At 71.2% G+C, this 12,969-nt stretch carries 13 protein-coding genes; 8 read left to right on the top strand and 5 right to left on the bottom strand.

The window, feature by feature from the left end:
- Positions 1 to 18 precede the first annotated feature (18 nt).
- The 3 genes from AB5J56_RS12555 to AB5J56_RS12545 are packed head-to-tail and all read left to right on the top strand — an operon-like array spanning position 19 to position 2,496.
- The gene (locus tag AB5J56_RS12555; protein ID WP_369232787.1) at positions 19 to 606 is read left to right on the top strand and encodes a DUF5998 family protein; all 588 of its coding nucleotides are present in this window, start codon (positions 19 to 21) and stop codon (positions 604 to 606) included.
- Positions 606 to 1,793: an alkaline phosphatase family protein gene (locus tag AB5J56_RS12550; protein ID WP_369232786.1), complete on the top strand. Its 1,188-nt coding sequence runs from the start codon at positions 606 to 608 to the stop codon at positions 1,791 to 1,793. The genes AB5J56_RS12555 and AB5J56_RS12550 overlap by 1 nt, the downstream gene beginning before the upstream one ends.
- 55 nt (positions 1,794 to 1,848) lie before the next feature.
- Positions 1,849 to 2,496 (top strand): thymidine kinase, encoded by a 648-nt coding sequence (locus AB5J56_RS12545; protein WP_369232785.1) that lies wholly within the window; start codon positions 1,849 to 1,851, stop codon positions 2,494 to 2,496.
- Between the two features lie 34 nt (positions 2,497 to 2,530).
- Here the strand turns inward: AB5J56_RS12545 and AB5J56_RS12540 are convergent, their stop codons facing one another.
- Entirely contained in the window at positions 2,531 to 3,334 is an 804-nt protein-coding gene (locus AB5J56_RS12540; protein WP_369232784.1) for a VOC family protein, read from the bottom strand.
- A gap of 321 nt (positions 3,335 to 3,655) precedes the next feature.
- Here AB5J56_RS12540 and AB5J56_RS12535 point away from each other — a divergent pair, with 321 nt between their 5' ends.
- Positions 3,656 to 4,507, top strand: a complete 852-nt coding sequence (locus AB5J56_RS12535; RefSeq protein WP_369232783.1) for a sulfurtransferase — start codon at positions 3,656 to 3,658, stop codon at positions 4,505 to 4,507.
- A gap of 73 nt (positions 4,508 to 4,580) precedes the next feature.
- On the opposite strand, the gene sepH is transcribed toward AB5J56_RS12535, so the two are convergent.
- Entirely contained in the window at positions 4,581 to 5,630 is a 1,050-nt protein-coding gene (gene sepH / locus AB5J56_RS12530) for a septation protein SepH (RefSeq protein ID WP_369232782.1), read from the bottom strand.
- Between the two features lie 472 nt (positions 5,631 to 6,102).
- Here sepH and AB5J56_RS12525 point away from each other — a divergent pair, with 472 nt between their 5' ends.
- On the top strand, positions 6,103 to 6,888 hold the full coding sequence (locus AB5J56_RS12525; RefSeq protein ID WP_369232781.1) for a hypothetical protein: 786 nt from the start codon (positions 6,103 to 6,105) through the stop codon (positions 6,886 to 6,888).
- Here AB5J56_RS12525 and AB5J56_RS12520 read toward each other — a convergent pair.
- A complete protein-coding gene (locus tag AB5J56_RS12520) occupies positions 6,812 to 8,131 on the bottom strand; it encodes a D-arabinono-1,4-lactone oxidase (RefSeq protein WP_369232780.1) in 1,320 nt (439 codons plus the stop codon). The genes AB5J56_RS12525 and AB5J56_RS12520 overlap by 77 nt on opposite strands.
- Positions 8,091 to 9,329, bottom strand: a complete 1,239-nt coding sequence (locus tag AB5J56_RS12515) for an MFS transporter (protein WP_369232779.1) — start codon at positions 9,327 to 9,329, stop codon at positions 8,091 to 8,093. Before AB5J56_RS12515 ends, AB5J56_RS12520 begins: the two co-directional genes overlap by 41 nt.
- A gap of 173 nt (positions 9,330 to 9,502) precedes the next feature.
- Here AB5J56_RS12515 and AB5J56_RS12510 point away from each other — a divergent pair, with 173 nt between their 5' ends.
- Both AB5J56_RS12510 and AB5J56_RS12505 read left to right on the top strand, forming a co-directional pair.
- Positions 9,503 to 10,630, top strand: a complete 1,128-nt coding sequence (locus AB5J56_RS12510) for a ferrochelatase (protein ID WP_369232778.1) — start codon at positions 9,503 to 9,505, stop codon at positions 10,628 to 10,630.
- A 174-nt stretch (positions 10,631 to 10,804) separates the two neighbouring features.
- Positions 10,805 to 11,620: an inositol monophosphatase family protein gene (locus AB5J56_RS12505; protein ID WP_369232777.1), complete on the top strand. Its 816-nt coding sequence runs from the start codon at positions 10,805 to 10,807 to the stop codon at positions 11,618 to 11,620.
- Positions 11,621 to 11,735: 115 nt separating this feature from the next.
- On the opposite strand, the gene AB5J56_RS12500 is transcribed toward AB5J56_RS12505, so the two are convergent.
- On the bottom strand, positions 11,736 to 11,912 hold the full coding sequence (locus AB5J56_RS12500) for a hypothetical protein (RefSeq protein WP_369232776.1): 177 nt from the start codon (positions 11,910 to 11,912) through the stop codon (positions 11,736 to 11,738).
- A 402-nt stretch (positions 11,913 to 12,314) separates the two neighbouring features.
- Here AB5J56_RS12500 and AB5J56_RS12495 point away from each other — a divergent pair, with 402 nt between their 5' ends.
- Positions 12,315 to 12,968 (top strand): response regulator transcription factor, encoded by a 654-nt coding sequence (locus AB5J56_RS12495; RefSeq protein ID WP_006380516.1) that lies wholly within the window; start codon positions 12,315 to 12,317, stop codon positions 12,966 to 12,968.
- Position 12,969: the final 1 nt, after the last annotated feature.

Here is a 12,969-nt window from a genome sequence, read left to right as displayed (position 1 = left end):
GCCCGTAAGATGGACATCATGGCCAAGACCAGTACGACGACCCAGGGGCTGCGAGCGGCGATCGAGCGCAGCGGCTACTACCCGGCCCTCGTGGCCGAGGCGGTGGAGGCCGCGATCGGCGGCGAGCCCATCCGGTCGTACCTGGTCCACCAGGAGACGACGTTCGACGCGAACGAGGTGCGCCGGCACGTGACCGTGCTGGTCCTCACGGGCAACCGTTTCATCGTCAGCCACACCGACGAGCAGAACGCGGACACCACCTCGCCGACGCCGTACGCCACGACGTCCACGGAGTCCGTGAAGATCGGCCGGATCTCGTCGGTCGTCGTCAGCAGGGTCGTCGCCAACCCCGAGTCGTACGCGCCGGGCACGCTGCCCCGCGAGGTCGTCCTGACCATCGGCTGGGGCGCGGTCTCCCGTATCGACCTGGAGCCCGCCGCCTGCGGCGACCCCAACTGCGAAGCGGACCACGGGTACACGGGAAGTTCGACGGCGGACGACCTGAGCCTGCGCGTCAGCGAGGCCGGGGACGGTCCGGAGACGGTGCGCCAGGCCCTCGCCTTCGCACAGTCGCTCTCCGAGGCGACCGCGGACGTCGCCCGCTGATGGCTCTGCCCGCCTGGAACGACCCGGAGCCCCTCGCCGTCGACTCCGCTCCCGTCCCCGAGTACGGTTCCGGCTCGCTCGCCGACCTGCTGCCCACGCTCGCCGCGGGTATGGCGGTGCCCGGCATGACCGCCGCCATACCGGAACTGACCGAGGCCGACCGGAACTGCGTGTTTCTGATCGACGGTCTCGGCTGGGAGCAGCTGAAGGCACATCCCGACGAAGCCCCCTTCATGGCCTCGCTCCTCGCGAGCTCCCGCGGTGGCACCGGCCGCCCGATCACCGCGGGCTACCCGGCGACCACCGCGACCTCGCTCGCCTCCGTCGGCACGGGCCTGCCGCCCGGCGCCCACGGCCTGCCCGGCTACACCGCGCGCAACCCGGAGACCGGTGAGCTGATGAACCAGCTCCGCTGGAACCCGTGGACCTCGCCGCGCAAGTGGCAGCCGTACCCCACGGTCTTCCAGCTGGCCGACGCCGCCGGTGTGCACACCGCCCAGGTGTCCTCCCCGACCTTCCAGAACACGCCGCTCACCCAGGTCGCCCTCAGCGGCGGCACGTTCCACGGGCGGCTGTCCGGCGAGGAGCGGATGGACTTCGCCGCCGAGCAACTGGCCGAGGGCGACCGCTCCTTGGTCTACACGTACTACGCCGAGGTGGACGGCAAGGGCCACCGCTTCGGCGTCGACTCGGACCCGTGGCGCGGCCAGCTGATGTACGTGGACCGGCTGGTCCAGCGCCTCGCGGAGCAGCTCCCGCCGCGCTCCGCGCTGTACGTCACCGCCGACCACGGCATGATCGACATCCCCTTCGACGAGCAGCACCGCATCGACTTCGACGAGGACTGGGAGCTGCGCGCCGGCGTCGCCCTCCTCGGCGGAGAGGGCCGCGCCCGCCATGTCTACGCGGTGCCGGGCGCCGCGTCGGACGTCCTGACCTGCTGGCGCGAGGTGCTCGGCGAGCAGTTCTGGGTGGCGTCGCGGGACGAGGCGATAGCGGCGGGCTGGTTCGGTCCGCACGTCGACGAACGGGTGTACGGGCGCATCGGCGACGTGGTCGCGGCCGCGAAGGACGACGTCCTGATCATCGCGTCCGAGCGGGAGCCCAAGGAGTCGGCCATGGTCGGCAACCACGGTTCGATGACGCCGGTGGAGCAGCTGGTCCCCCTGCTCGAAGTACGTACCTGACCCACCCCCCGCCCGACACTCCTTTTCACCCGCTGCGAAAGGTCCTCAACTCCCCATGCCCGAGCTGGTGTTCTTCTCCGGAACGATGGACTGCGGGAAGTCGACGCTGGCCCTCCAGATCGAGCACAACCGCTCGGCGCGCGGCCTCCAGGGGATGATCTTCACGCGGGACGACCGCGCGGGCGAGGGCAAGCTCTCCTCGCGGCTCGGCCTGGTCACGGACGCCGTGGAGGTCGAGGACGACCAGGACCTGTACGCGTACGTGGTCGAGCACCTCTCCCAGGGCGGCCGCGCGGACTACGTGATCGCGGACGAGGCCCAGTTCCTGGCGCCCGAGCAGATCGAGCAGCTCGCCCGGGTGGTGGACGACCTCGGCATGGACGTCTTCGCCTTCGGCATCACCACCGACTTCCGCTCCAAGCTCTTCCCCGGCTCCCAGCGCCTCGTCGAACTCGCCGACCGCGTCGAGGTCCTCCAGGTCGAAGCCCTGTGCTGGTGCGGCGCCCGCGCCACGCACAACGCCCGCACGATAGGCGGCGAGATGGTCGTCGAGGGCGCCCAGGTGGTCGTCGGCGACGTCAATCAGCCCGAGGACATCGGCTACGAGGTGCTCTGCCGCCGCCACCACATCCGTCGCACCACAGCGGCCACGGCCCGCGCGGGCGCCCTGTCCCCGGACGTCCTGCCGATCGGCTCGGCCTGACGCCGGGGCACGGCCCGCTTCCCGGCGGCGCCGGTCAGTCGGCGCTGTGGATCACCGAGAACATCGCCCCCTCAGGGTCCGCCACCGTCGCCACGCGGCCGTGGGACGTGTCGTGGGCCGGTTTGAGGAGGCGGCCGCCCAGTCCGGTGATGTGGGTGATGGCGTCGTCGACGTCGGCGACCTCGAAGTACGTCATCCAGTGCGCGCCGCGGTCGCGGGGCAGGCCGTGGCCCACCCCGTGGATGCCGGCGACGGGGCGGCCCTCGACGTGCAGGGTCACGTAGTCGAAGTCGGCGGAGACCACGGCCTCCTCCTCGTAGCCGAAGACCGCCTGGTAGAACTTGGCGACGCTCTCGGTCTCGCGGGTCAGCAGTTCGTTCCAGGCGGGGGTGCCGGGCACGCCGGTGATGCCGGTGCCCAGGTGGGCGGCCGCCTGCCAGATGCCGAAGACGGCGCCGGAGGGGTCGGAGGCGATCACGAGGCGCCCGGCATTGTCGGCGTCCAGGGGGCCGACGCCGACGGTGCCGCCGCAGGCGCGTACCGTCTCGGCAGTCTGGTCCACGTCGTCCGAGGCGATGTAGGGCGTCCAGGCGACCGCCAGATGCCGGTCCGGCGGCATCTGGCCGATACCCGCCACCTCCTGGCCGTCGAGCAGCGCCCGCATGTACGGGCCCAGCTGCTGTGGGCCCGGCTGGAACTCCCAGCCGAACAGCTCTGCGTAGAAGTCCTGGGTCGCGGCCATCCCGTGCACCATCAGACTCACCCAGCAGGGTGTGCCGGGCGTGCGCCGAGTGTGCGTTGTGCCGTTCAGGCCGGTCGACCCCCGTGCCTCGGTCATCGTCACTCTCTTCTCGGCCCCTTGCGGTGGCCGTTCACCTTCCGCCTATGAACACGCGTACCGCTGTCGCGTGCGCGTACGCCCCGTGCCGATGCTCGCACCACCGCCGGTCGCGCGCGTCCCGGCCGCGTCGCGTGGCGCGGCCCCCGCCGGAGGATGCCCGATTTGCCGTTCCTCATCCGTTTCCGCGTCATTGCCATGTCATGACCATCAGCTGTACAGCATGTGCCCGATCCCGTACGCCTCGTGATCGGACCTGTCCGGCGGAGCAGAGTAGCGGGACCTTGGCGACGCGGCCACCCCGTACGCAAGGATGGGGCCATGAACGCCATCATCTCCGCATCCGAACTCGCGAACGCCCTGGCGGGACCGACCCCGCCGACGCTTCTGGACGTCCGCTGGCAGCTGAGCACGGCCAAGGCGGCGGGCGCCCCTCCCTTCGACGGCCGGGCGGAGTACGCGGCGGGACACATCCCGGGGGCCGTCTTCATCGATCTGGACGCCGATCTCGCGGGCCCCGCCGGTGCCGCCGGTCGGCATCCGCTGCCGGATCCCGAGCATTTCGGAGCGGCCATGCGGGCCGCTGGAGTCTCGGCGGACCGTCCGGTCGTCGTGTACGACGGCGGGCAGGGCTGGGCCGCCGCACGCACGTGGTGGCTGTTGCGCTGGACGGGTCATCCGGAGGTGCGCGTGCTTGACGGTGGCCTCGCGGCCTGGACCGGGACGCTGTCGCCGGAACTGCCCGCCCCCGCCCCCGGGACCTTCGCGCCCGCTCCCGGCGCCGCTGCGCTCCTCGACGCCGACGGGGCCGCGGCGCTCGCCCGCACCGGGCTGCTGCTGGACGCCCGGGCCGGTGAGCGTTACCGGGGAGAGGTCGAGCCCATCGATCCCGTCGGCGGTCACATCCCGGGGGCCCTCTCCGCGCCGACCACGGAGAACGTCGCCGCCGACGGCCGCTTCCTGCCCGCCGCCGAACTCGCCGACCGCTTCAAGGCCCTGGGTGCCTCGGACGCGCCCGAGGTCGGTGTCTACTGCGGCTCGGGCGTCTCCGGCGCCCATGAGGTGCTGGCCCTCGCCGTCGCGGGCATCCCGGCCGCGCTGTACGTCGGCTCCTGGTCGGAGTGGTCCCACGACAGCAGCCGCCCGGTCGCCGTGGGGCCCGACCCGCAGTAGCCCCGCGACTCCCGCAAAAGCCAACAGGGATCTCACCAGCCCGGTGAGATCCCTGTCGCCGTACACGTGCCTGCTACTCCTGCTTCTTGCGCCGCGTGCCGAACACGATCTCGTCCCAGCTCGGGACGGCCGCGCGGCGGCCCGGGCGGACCCCGTCGGCCTCGGCCTGGCGGTCGGTCGCGCCGACGAGGCGGTCGCGGTGGGCGCCGACCGAACGGGGCATGAGGACGTCCGCGTAGGCGGAACCGGCCCCGGCCGAGGCGGCGGGAGCCGGCGGCTCCTCCGACTCGGGCTCCACGGGAGGTTCCTCGGCCGCGGGGAGCTCCGTGGTGGAGGGCCGCTCGGGCACCACCATGTCGCCCCGGAAGCTGGGCACCGCTTCGAGGAGGCTGGTGAGGGAGTCCCGGTCGTTCGTGGTCTCCTCGACCGGCTCCGGGGGCGGGCTCGGCCGCTCCATCTGCCGGTCCAGGGCGCGGTCGAGCGGGCGGTCCCGGGGCAGCCGCGCGATCCGCGGCACGAACGGGAAGCTCGGCTCGGCCGTTGCCGCGAGATCCTCGGACTCGCCGATCAGCGAGCGCGCCTCCTCGTCGACGGCCTGGACGAGCCGCCGGGGCGGGTCGTACGTCCAGCTCGCCGAGTGCGGTTCACTCGCGACCCGGTAGACCAGCAGCACTTCCCATGTGCCGTCGTCGCGACGCCACGAGTCCCACTGGACGGTCTCCTTGTCGGCGCCGCGCAGCAGCAGCCGCTCCTGCACCGCCTCGCCGAGCTGGGGTCCGGCGTTCTCGCCGGGGCGGCGGACCGGAGTCTTCCGGGCCCGCTCGGCCATGAAGGCGCGCTCGGCCAGCACGGGGCCCTCGAAGCGGCGTACGCGATCGACGGGGATTCCGGCGAGCTGGGCGACTTCCTCCGCGGACGCGCCGGCACGTATACGCGCCTGGATGTCTCGGGGGCGGAGATGGCTCTCCACCTCGATCTCGATCTGGCCGAGGCGGGGACGGTCGCCGCGCACGGCGGCGCGGAGCCGTTCGTCAATCGGAAGCGTGTACTCCGTGCTGTCCGCAGCCTTCAGCACCAGCCGTGTGCCGTCGTTAGAGACGGCCACGACACGCAGTTCGGGCATGGGGACCTCCCGGGTGGTGCCTGCCGACGTCACGTGCGTCGCTGCTTCCGCTAGTCGAGTGTGGCCTGCCCGGGTGCAGCCTGCCACAACCTTGCCGAGTTGCCCGGCGTGTCGGGCAGGGGCCCGAACTCGCCGTTATGGCACGGTTACCTATTCGCAACGCTAAGTGACGAACTCCATCACCCTGTGCAACGAGCCCCCTCCCGGCGGTCCTGCAAGGCCCCGGACACCCTGGCGGGAGTCCGGACCCAGGGCTCGCAACAGTACTCCATTCGGGCCACGTGCGTGGATCGGCGCGCCGCCCAACTTCTAGTGGGGCGTGGTAGTTGGCCGTCCGAAGCGCCGTTTTCGTGACCATGAAAAGTGGCGCACTTCACGTAATCGGCAGAAACGGAACTAATCGTTTCGCCTGTACGTCCCTCTCTCGTGTGGTTGGTCGATCAAGTACGGGAAAGGCAGGCAAGGTCCGGGGATGCGTGGAAAGCCGGATGCCGGGGAAATGCCGGACGTCGACGCGGAGTCGAAGAAGAAACGGGTGGATCTGAGCCTCCCTCAAGTCGCTGGCAGCGCCGTGGCCGCGGTGGTGGCGGCGAAACTCGCCTCCTACTTCGGCGTCTACGGCACCATCCTGGGCGCCGGTCTGGTGAGTGTGGTCGCCACCTGCGGCGGCACGCTCTTCCAGCACTTCTTCAAGCGCACCGGTGAGCAGATCCGCGAGGTGACGGTGCCGCCCAAGCCGCGCTCCCGACAGGCGCCCGCCGAGGGGCAGTTCACCGAAGGGACCGTCTATCGCGCACGGGTCAGGAGCTGGAAGCGGCCGGTGGTCGCCGCGGCGCTCGTCTTCGGCGTCACCATGGCGGGCATCACCACGTACGAACTGGTGTCGGGGCAGAGCTTCAGCGGCGACGGCAGGAGCACGACCGTCGGTGACGCCTTCCAGGGCAGCGGCGGCTCGGGCTCCGACTCGGAGCCCGGCGGCACGCCTTCACCTTCGGTTTCGTCGCCTTCGTCGTCGTCCTCGGCCACGCCCTCGGGCGGATCGTCCGAGTCCGGGCAACCGTCCGGTGGTGGCACCGCCGACGATGACTCCGGCGCTACGACGCCCACGCCGACGCCGAGTTCCGGCGCGGACTCGGAGGCCGGGGACGACGACACCGTGTCCCCGACACCGAGCGCGACCGCTACGACCCCAGCACCCGACGCAAGTAGTCGTTCGCAAAGCGCCGATCAGGATCAAGCCGATCCCGCAGCGCGGTGAACTCCCCGAAGCGCGGATACACCTTCGAGAAGTACTCCGCGTCGCGCGTGTGCACCTTGCCCCAGTGCGGCCGTCCTTCGTGCGCGGTGAAGATCCGCTCGGCGGCGGTGAAGTACGCCTGGTACGGGGTGCCGCGGAACATGTGGACGGCGATGTAGGCGCTCTCGCGGCCGGACGCCGTGGAGAGCGTGATGTCGTCCGCGGGGGCCGTGCGCACCTCGACAGGGAAGCTGACCCGCAGGGGTGAGCGGTCGACCATCGTCTTCAGTTCGCGCAGCGTCTCGACCAGGGCCTCGCGCGGGACGGCGTACTCCATCTCCACGAAGCGCACCCGGCGCGGAGAAGTGAAGACCTTGTAGGGAATGTCGGTGTAGGTGCGGGCGGAGAGCGCGCGGCTGGACACCTTCGCGATCGTCGGGATGGTCGCGGGAACGGCCCGGCCCACCAGATTGGCCACCTGGAAGACGCCGTTGGAGAGGAACTCGTCCTCGATCCATCCGCTCACCGCGCTCACGGGCTTCTCGGGGCCCGCGCTGCGGTTGTTGCGCTTGGTGTTGCAGTTGCCGGTGTGCGGGAACCAGTAGAACTCGAAGTGCTCGTTCTCGGTGAAGAGTTCGTCGAAGTCGGCGGTGACCTTGTCGAAGGTCATCGGCTCCTCGCGGGCCGTGAGCAGGAAGATGGGCTCCACGGAGAAGGTGATCGCGGTGACGATCCCCAGGGCGCCGATGCCGATCCGGGCTGCCGCGAAGACCTCCGGATTCTCCTTCTCCGAGCAGCTCAGCACCGTACCGTCGGCCGTCATCAGCTCAAGGCCCTTGATCTGGGCGGCGATCGAGGCCGAGTCGCGGCCCGTGCCGTGCGTTCCGGTGCTGGTCGCGCCCGACACCGTCTGCTCCATGATGTCGCCCATGTTGGTGAGCGACAGGCCCTCGCGGGCGAGGGCGACATTGAGACGCTTGAGCGGGGTGCCCGCTTCGACCGTGACCGTGCCGGCCTCGCGATCAATGTTGCGAATGCCGGTCAACAGTTGAGGGCGGATCAAGACGCCGTCGGTCGCGGCGGCGGATGTGAAGGAGTGCCCGGTGCCCACGGCCTTCACTCGCAGGCCGTCCTCGGCCGCCTTCCGTACAGCCGCGGAGAGCTCCTCGACGGACGCGGGCGAGACCTCCCGTACCGGACGGGACGTCACGTTCCCCGCCCAGTTACGCCACGTTCCGCTCTTCCCGCTCGCTGTGCTGCTCATGGGTCCCTCCCCGCTGCGGAACCGGCCTGCTCAGCCGGCGATACCCGAGGAAACCCACCGCGACCGCGACGGCCCCGGACACCGCCGGAACCCCGTACCCGGCCTTCGCTCCGGCCGAGTCGATCACCCAGCCGGCCATGGAAGAACCGAGCGCGACGCCGACCGCGAGTCCGGTGCTCACCCAGGTCATGCCCTCGGTCAGCTTCGCGCGTGGTACGTGCTGCTCGATGAGGGACATCGTCGTGATCATCGTAGGAGCGATGGACAGACCCGCAACGAACAGCGCCACGGCCAGGAACGGCAAGTTTCCGACCAGTAGGAGGGGGATCATACTCACGGCCATCGTGCATATGCCCAGCAGCCACCGGCGTTCGGCGGCCCCCTTGAGGTGCAGCAGCCCGAACACGGCTCCTGCTACGCAGGAGCCCGCGGCATAGAGCGCGAGGACGACACTGGCCGCGCCCTTGTGGCCCTGCTCCTCCGCGAAGGCCACGGTGACCACGTCGACCGCTCCGAAGATGGTGCCGGTCGCCACGAACGTGGCCACCAGGACCTGGAGTCCGGGGGAGCGCAGTGCCGAACCGCCCGCGCCGTGCGTGCGTGGATGCGGTTCCGGTTCGGTGGCGCGCTGGGCCGTCAGCCAGAAGACGCCCGCCGCGAGGAAGCAGGCGGCGAGGAGCGGACCCGCTTCCGGGAACCAGACCGTGGACAGGCCGATGGAGATGATCGGCCCGAAGATGAAGCAGACCTCGTCCACCACGGACTCGAACGAGTACGCGGTGTGCAGCTGCGGAGTGTCCCGGTAGAGGGCCGCCCAGCGGGCCCTGATCATCGCGCCCAGGCTCGGCACCGAGCCGATGCCGGCGGCGCACACGAACAGCACCCAGTCCGGCCACTCGAAGTGCGCGGCGAGCAGCAGCCCGGCCGCCGCGGCGAGTGCGAAGAGCGTCGCCGGGCGCAGTATCCGCCGCTGCCCGTACTGGTCCACCAGGCGTGAGATCTGCGGCCCGATCGCCGCGGCGGCCAGCGCGATGGTGGCGGACAGCGCGCCCGCGAGCCCATAGCGCCCGGTGAGCTGGGAGATCATCGTGACGACGCCGATGCCCATCATCGACAGCGGCATACGGCCGAGGAGGCCGGCGGCGGAGAAGCCCTTGGAACCGGGGGCGTCGAACAGGGCGCGGTAGGGGCTGGGCACGGGGTCTCCGGTCGGCTCGGTCCGTCCGCGCGGTCGCCAGGCGCGGACGGGCTCCGGTAAGGCGTCAAGGCTGCCGATACAGCTTACGGGTTAGGTGACCCTAACGCACTCCTGTTCCCTCTGGTCACGTAGCCGTTGTCCGTCTGTCAGCGACGGGTGGCAGGATCGGAGTCATGCCAGATGCGCTCGATGCCACCCCCTACGACGCCCTGCTCCTGCTCTCGTTCGGCGGCCCCGAAGGCCCGGACGACGTGGTCCCGTTCCTGGAGAACGTGACGCGTGGGCGCGGCATCCCCAAGGAACGGCTCAAGGAGGTGGGGCAGCACTACTTCCTGTTCGGCGGGGTCAGCCCCATCAACGACCAGAACCGCGCCCTGCTCGACGCCCTCCGCAAGGACTTCGCGGACCACGGCCTGGACCTGCCCGTCTACTGGGGCAACCGCAACTGGGCGCCGTACCTGACGGACACCCTGCGCGAGATGGTCGCCGACGGCCGCCGCCGCATCCTGGTCCTCGCCACCAGCGCGTACGCGTCGTACTCGGGCTGCCGCCAGTACCGCGAGAACCTCGCGGAGTCGCTGGCGACGCTGGAGGCCGAGGGCCTGGAGCTGCCGAAGGTCGACAAGCTGCGGCACTACTTCAACCACCCCGGCTTCGTAGGGCCCATGGTGGAGGGCGTCCTGAAGTCCCTCGCCGAACTCCCCGAGGACGTACGGGAGGGCGCTCACCTCGCCTTCACGACGCACTCCATCCCGGACGCGGCGGCCGACACCTCCGGCCCGGTCGAGGGCCACGGCGACGGCGGTGCATACGTCGAGCAGCACCTGGACGTCGCCCAGCTGATCGCCGACGCCGTGCGCGAGGAGACCGGCATCGACCACCCCTGGCGGCTCGCCTACCAGTCGCGCTCCGGGGCCCCGCACATCCCCTGGCTGGAGCCCGACATCTGTGACCACCTGGAGGAGCTGCACGGCGCCGGGGTCCCGGCCGTCGTGATGGCGCCCATCGGGTTCGTCTCGGACCACATGGAGGTCCTGTACGACCTCGACACGGAGGCGAAGGCCAAGGCGGAGGAGCTCGGCCTGCCGGTGCGCCGCTCGGCCACCGTGGGCGCCGACCCCCGGTTCGCCGCCGCGGTCCGTGACCTCGTCCTGGAGCGTGCGGCGGCCGAGAGCGGGCGGCGGGTGACCCCGTGCGCGCTCGGCGCCCTGGGCGCCAGCCACGACCTCTGCCCGGTCGGCTGCTGCCCGTCCCGCGCCCCGAAGCCGGCCGCCGCGGGCGCCGACAGCCCGTACGCGTGACGCACGCGCGCGTACGGCCCGCCGACGCGCGGCCCGCGCGGTGGGCCGGCCGCGCCGCCGGGCTGCCGGTGAGGTGGCCTGCCCGCGCTGATGCGCTGCGTTCACCGCTGATTGCCGGTGCCGGTCGCTGCGCCCTTCGTCGCGTCCGTCCCCAACGCCCGTCCAAGGAGAACCGTGACCGAGCCCCTGCACGCCGAACTGCTCCAGCTCGCCCAGGAGGCCGCCCGCAGGGCCGGTGAACTGCTGCGGGACGGACGCCCGGCCGACCTCGCCGTCGCCGCGACGAAGTCCAGCCCGATCGACGTCGTGACCGAGATGGACATCGCCGCCGAGAAGCTGATCACCGACCTCATCTCCGAGCAGCGGCCCGACGACGGCTTCCTCGGTGAGGAGGGCGCCTCGTCGGAGGGCACCAGCGGCATCCGCTGGGTCATCGACCCGCTCGACGGCACGGTCAACTACCTGTACGGGCTGCCGACCTGGTCGGTGTCCATCGCGGCCGAGCAGGACGGCGAGCGGGTCGTAGGCGTCGTCGCGGTGCCGATGCGCGGCGAGACGTTCCACGCCGTGCGCGGCGGCGGTGCCTGGGCCACCGGGGCCTGGGAGGGGGAGCGCCGGCTGGCCTGCCGCCCGGCGCCGCCCCTGGACCAGGCCCTCGTCTCGACCGGCTTCAACTACGTCCACGAGGTCCGCGTCCACCAGGCCGACGTCGTCCAGCGGCTGATCCCCCTGCTGCGCGACATCCGGCGGGGCGGCTCGGCGGCGGTCGACCTGTGCGACGTGGCGGCGGGCCGCCTGGACGGCTACTACGAGCGGGGTCTCAACCCCTGGGACCTCGCGGCGGGCGACCTGATCGCCCGCGAGGCGGGCGCCCTGACCGGTGGACGCCCCGGAGAGCGCCCCGCACGCGATCTGGCGGTGGCAGCCACCCCGGGCGTCTTCGAACCCCTCCAGCGGCTCCTGGAGGAGTTCGGCGCCTGGCACGACTGACAGGCCGTAGAACAAGCCTGGACGAAGCCCGCACGACGAGCCCAGCAACACACGGCGAAACCAGCGGGGCCCCGGCACTGGATCGATGCCGGGGCCCCGCTTTCGTGCGAACTGCTCAGACGCGTGACGCGGCGCCGACCTCCACACCGTGCTCGGCGGCAAGGCGGTGCAGGTCGTCGAGCTCGGCCTGCTCGACCTCCGCGAGGAAGTCGTCGCCGGTTTCGCGAGCCCGCGTCAGGTCGGACTCGGTCGCCCTTATGCGCTGCAGAAGTCCTGCGGTGAATGCGTCCATGCTGCGCCCCCTCGTCCTGGGTCGTGGGTCGTTGGCACGGGGGTGTGCCGTTCGGAAGGGGCGATCACGTCTCCATCAAGGGGTGCCCAGCGCTGCCCTGCCGGGCGGCGACGGTGCCGGACACCCACGCCCGCTCTGCGGAAAGCGGACCGTGGCCCACCACAAGCAACATGTGGCGTGCCGCATGCAGAGCGTGATCGCGGGGTGTAAAGCCGTCCTCCCCGCGCTCCCTTCCGTGGAAACCTCAACCCGGCGAGAAAATCTGGCATTCCCGGGCCCCTCACCCGTCTTACAGCCGGTTTACGGCCGAAAAGGGCAGGATGGAGCCCTTACCCCCGACAGACCCTGCCCGCGTACGCCGAGAACGGCGCTACGCGAGTGGACAGAGGAAGGACAAGCGACGTGCGCGTACTCGTCGTCGAGGACGAGCAGCTGCTCGCCGATGCGGTGGCCACCGGACTGCGCCGGGAGGCCATGGCCGTCGACGTCGTGTACGACGGTGCGGCCGCCCTGGAGCGCATCGGCGTCAACGACTACGACGTGGTCGTCCTCGACCGAGACCTCCCCCTCGTCCACGGCGACGACGTCTGCCGCAAGATCGTCGAGCTCGGCATGCCCACCCGCGTCCTGATGCTCACGGCCTCCGGCGACGTCAGCGACCGTGTCGAGGGCCTGGAGATCGGTGCCGACGACTACCTCCCCAAGCCCTTCGCGTTCAGCGAGCTCACCGCGCGTGTCCGAGCCCTCGGACGCCGTACGAGCCTGCCGCTGCCGCCGGTCCTGGAGCGCGCCGGAATCAAGCTCGACCCCAACCGTCGCGAGGTCTTCCGCGACGGCAAGGAGGTCCAGCTCGCCCCGAAGGAGTTCGCGGTCCTGGAGGTGCTGCTGCGCAGCGAGGGCGCCGTCGTCTCCGCCGAGCAGCTCCTGGAGAAGGCCTGGGACGAGAACACGGACCCGTTCACGAACGTGGTGCGGGTGACCGTGATGACGCTGCGCCGCAAGCTCGGCGAGCCCCCGGTCATCGTCACCGTGCCCGGCTCCGGCTACCGGATCTGAT

Source organism: Streptomyces sp. R21, from assembly GCF_041051975.1.
Classification (GTDB): domain Bacteria; phylum Actinomycetota; class Actinomycetes; order Streptomycetales; family Streptomycetaceae; genus Streptomyces.
The sequence above is the reverse complement of the archived record's forward strand: the minus strand, read 5'-3'. Positions and strand labels throughout refer to the sequence as shown.

Excerpts from the sequence above, each read along its gene's own strand:
- AB5J56_RS12555 (WP_369232787.1), top strand. The coding sequence starts at position 19 with ATGGCCAAGACCAGTACGACGACCCAGGGGCTGCGAGCGGCGATCGAG.
- AB5J56_RS12550 (WP_369232786.1), top strand. The coding sequence starts at position 606 with ATGGCTCTGCCCGCCTGGAACGACCCGGAGCCCCTCGCCGTCGACTCC.
- AB5J56_RS12545 (WP_369232785.1), top strand. The coding sequence starts at position 1,849 with ATGCCCGAGCTGGTGTTCTTCTCCGGAACGATGGACTGCGGGAAGTCG.
- AB5J56_RS12540 (WP_369232784.1), bottom strand. The coding sequence starts at position 3,334 with ATGACCGAGGCACGGGGGTCGACCGGCCTGAACGGCACAACGCACACT.
- AB5J56_RS12535 (WP_369232783.1), top strand. The coding sequence starts at position 3,656 with ATGAACGCCATCATCTCCGCATCCGAACTCGCGAACGCCCTGGCGGGA.
- sepH (WP_369232782.1), bottom strand. The coding sequence starts at position 5,630 with ATGCCCGAACTGCGTGTCGTGGCCGTCTCTAACGACGGCACACGGCTG.
- AB5J56_RS12525 (WP_369232781.1), top strand. The coding sequence starts at position 6,103 with ATGCGTGGAAAGCCGGATGCCGGGGAAATGCCGGACGTCGACGCGGAG.
- AB5J56_RS12520 (WP_369232780.1), bottom strand. The coding sequence starts at position 8,131 with ATGAGCAGCACAGCGAGCGGGAAGAGCGGAACGTGGCGTAACTGGGCG.
- AB5J56_RS12510 (WP_369232778.1), top strand. The coding sequence starts at position 9,503 with ATGCCAGATGCGCTCGATGCCACCCCCTACGACGCCCTGCTCCTGCTC.
- AB5J56_RS12500 (WP_369232776.1), bottom strand. The coding sequence starts at position 11,912 with ATGGACGCATTCACCGCAGGACTTCTGCAGCGCATAAGGGCGACCGAG.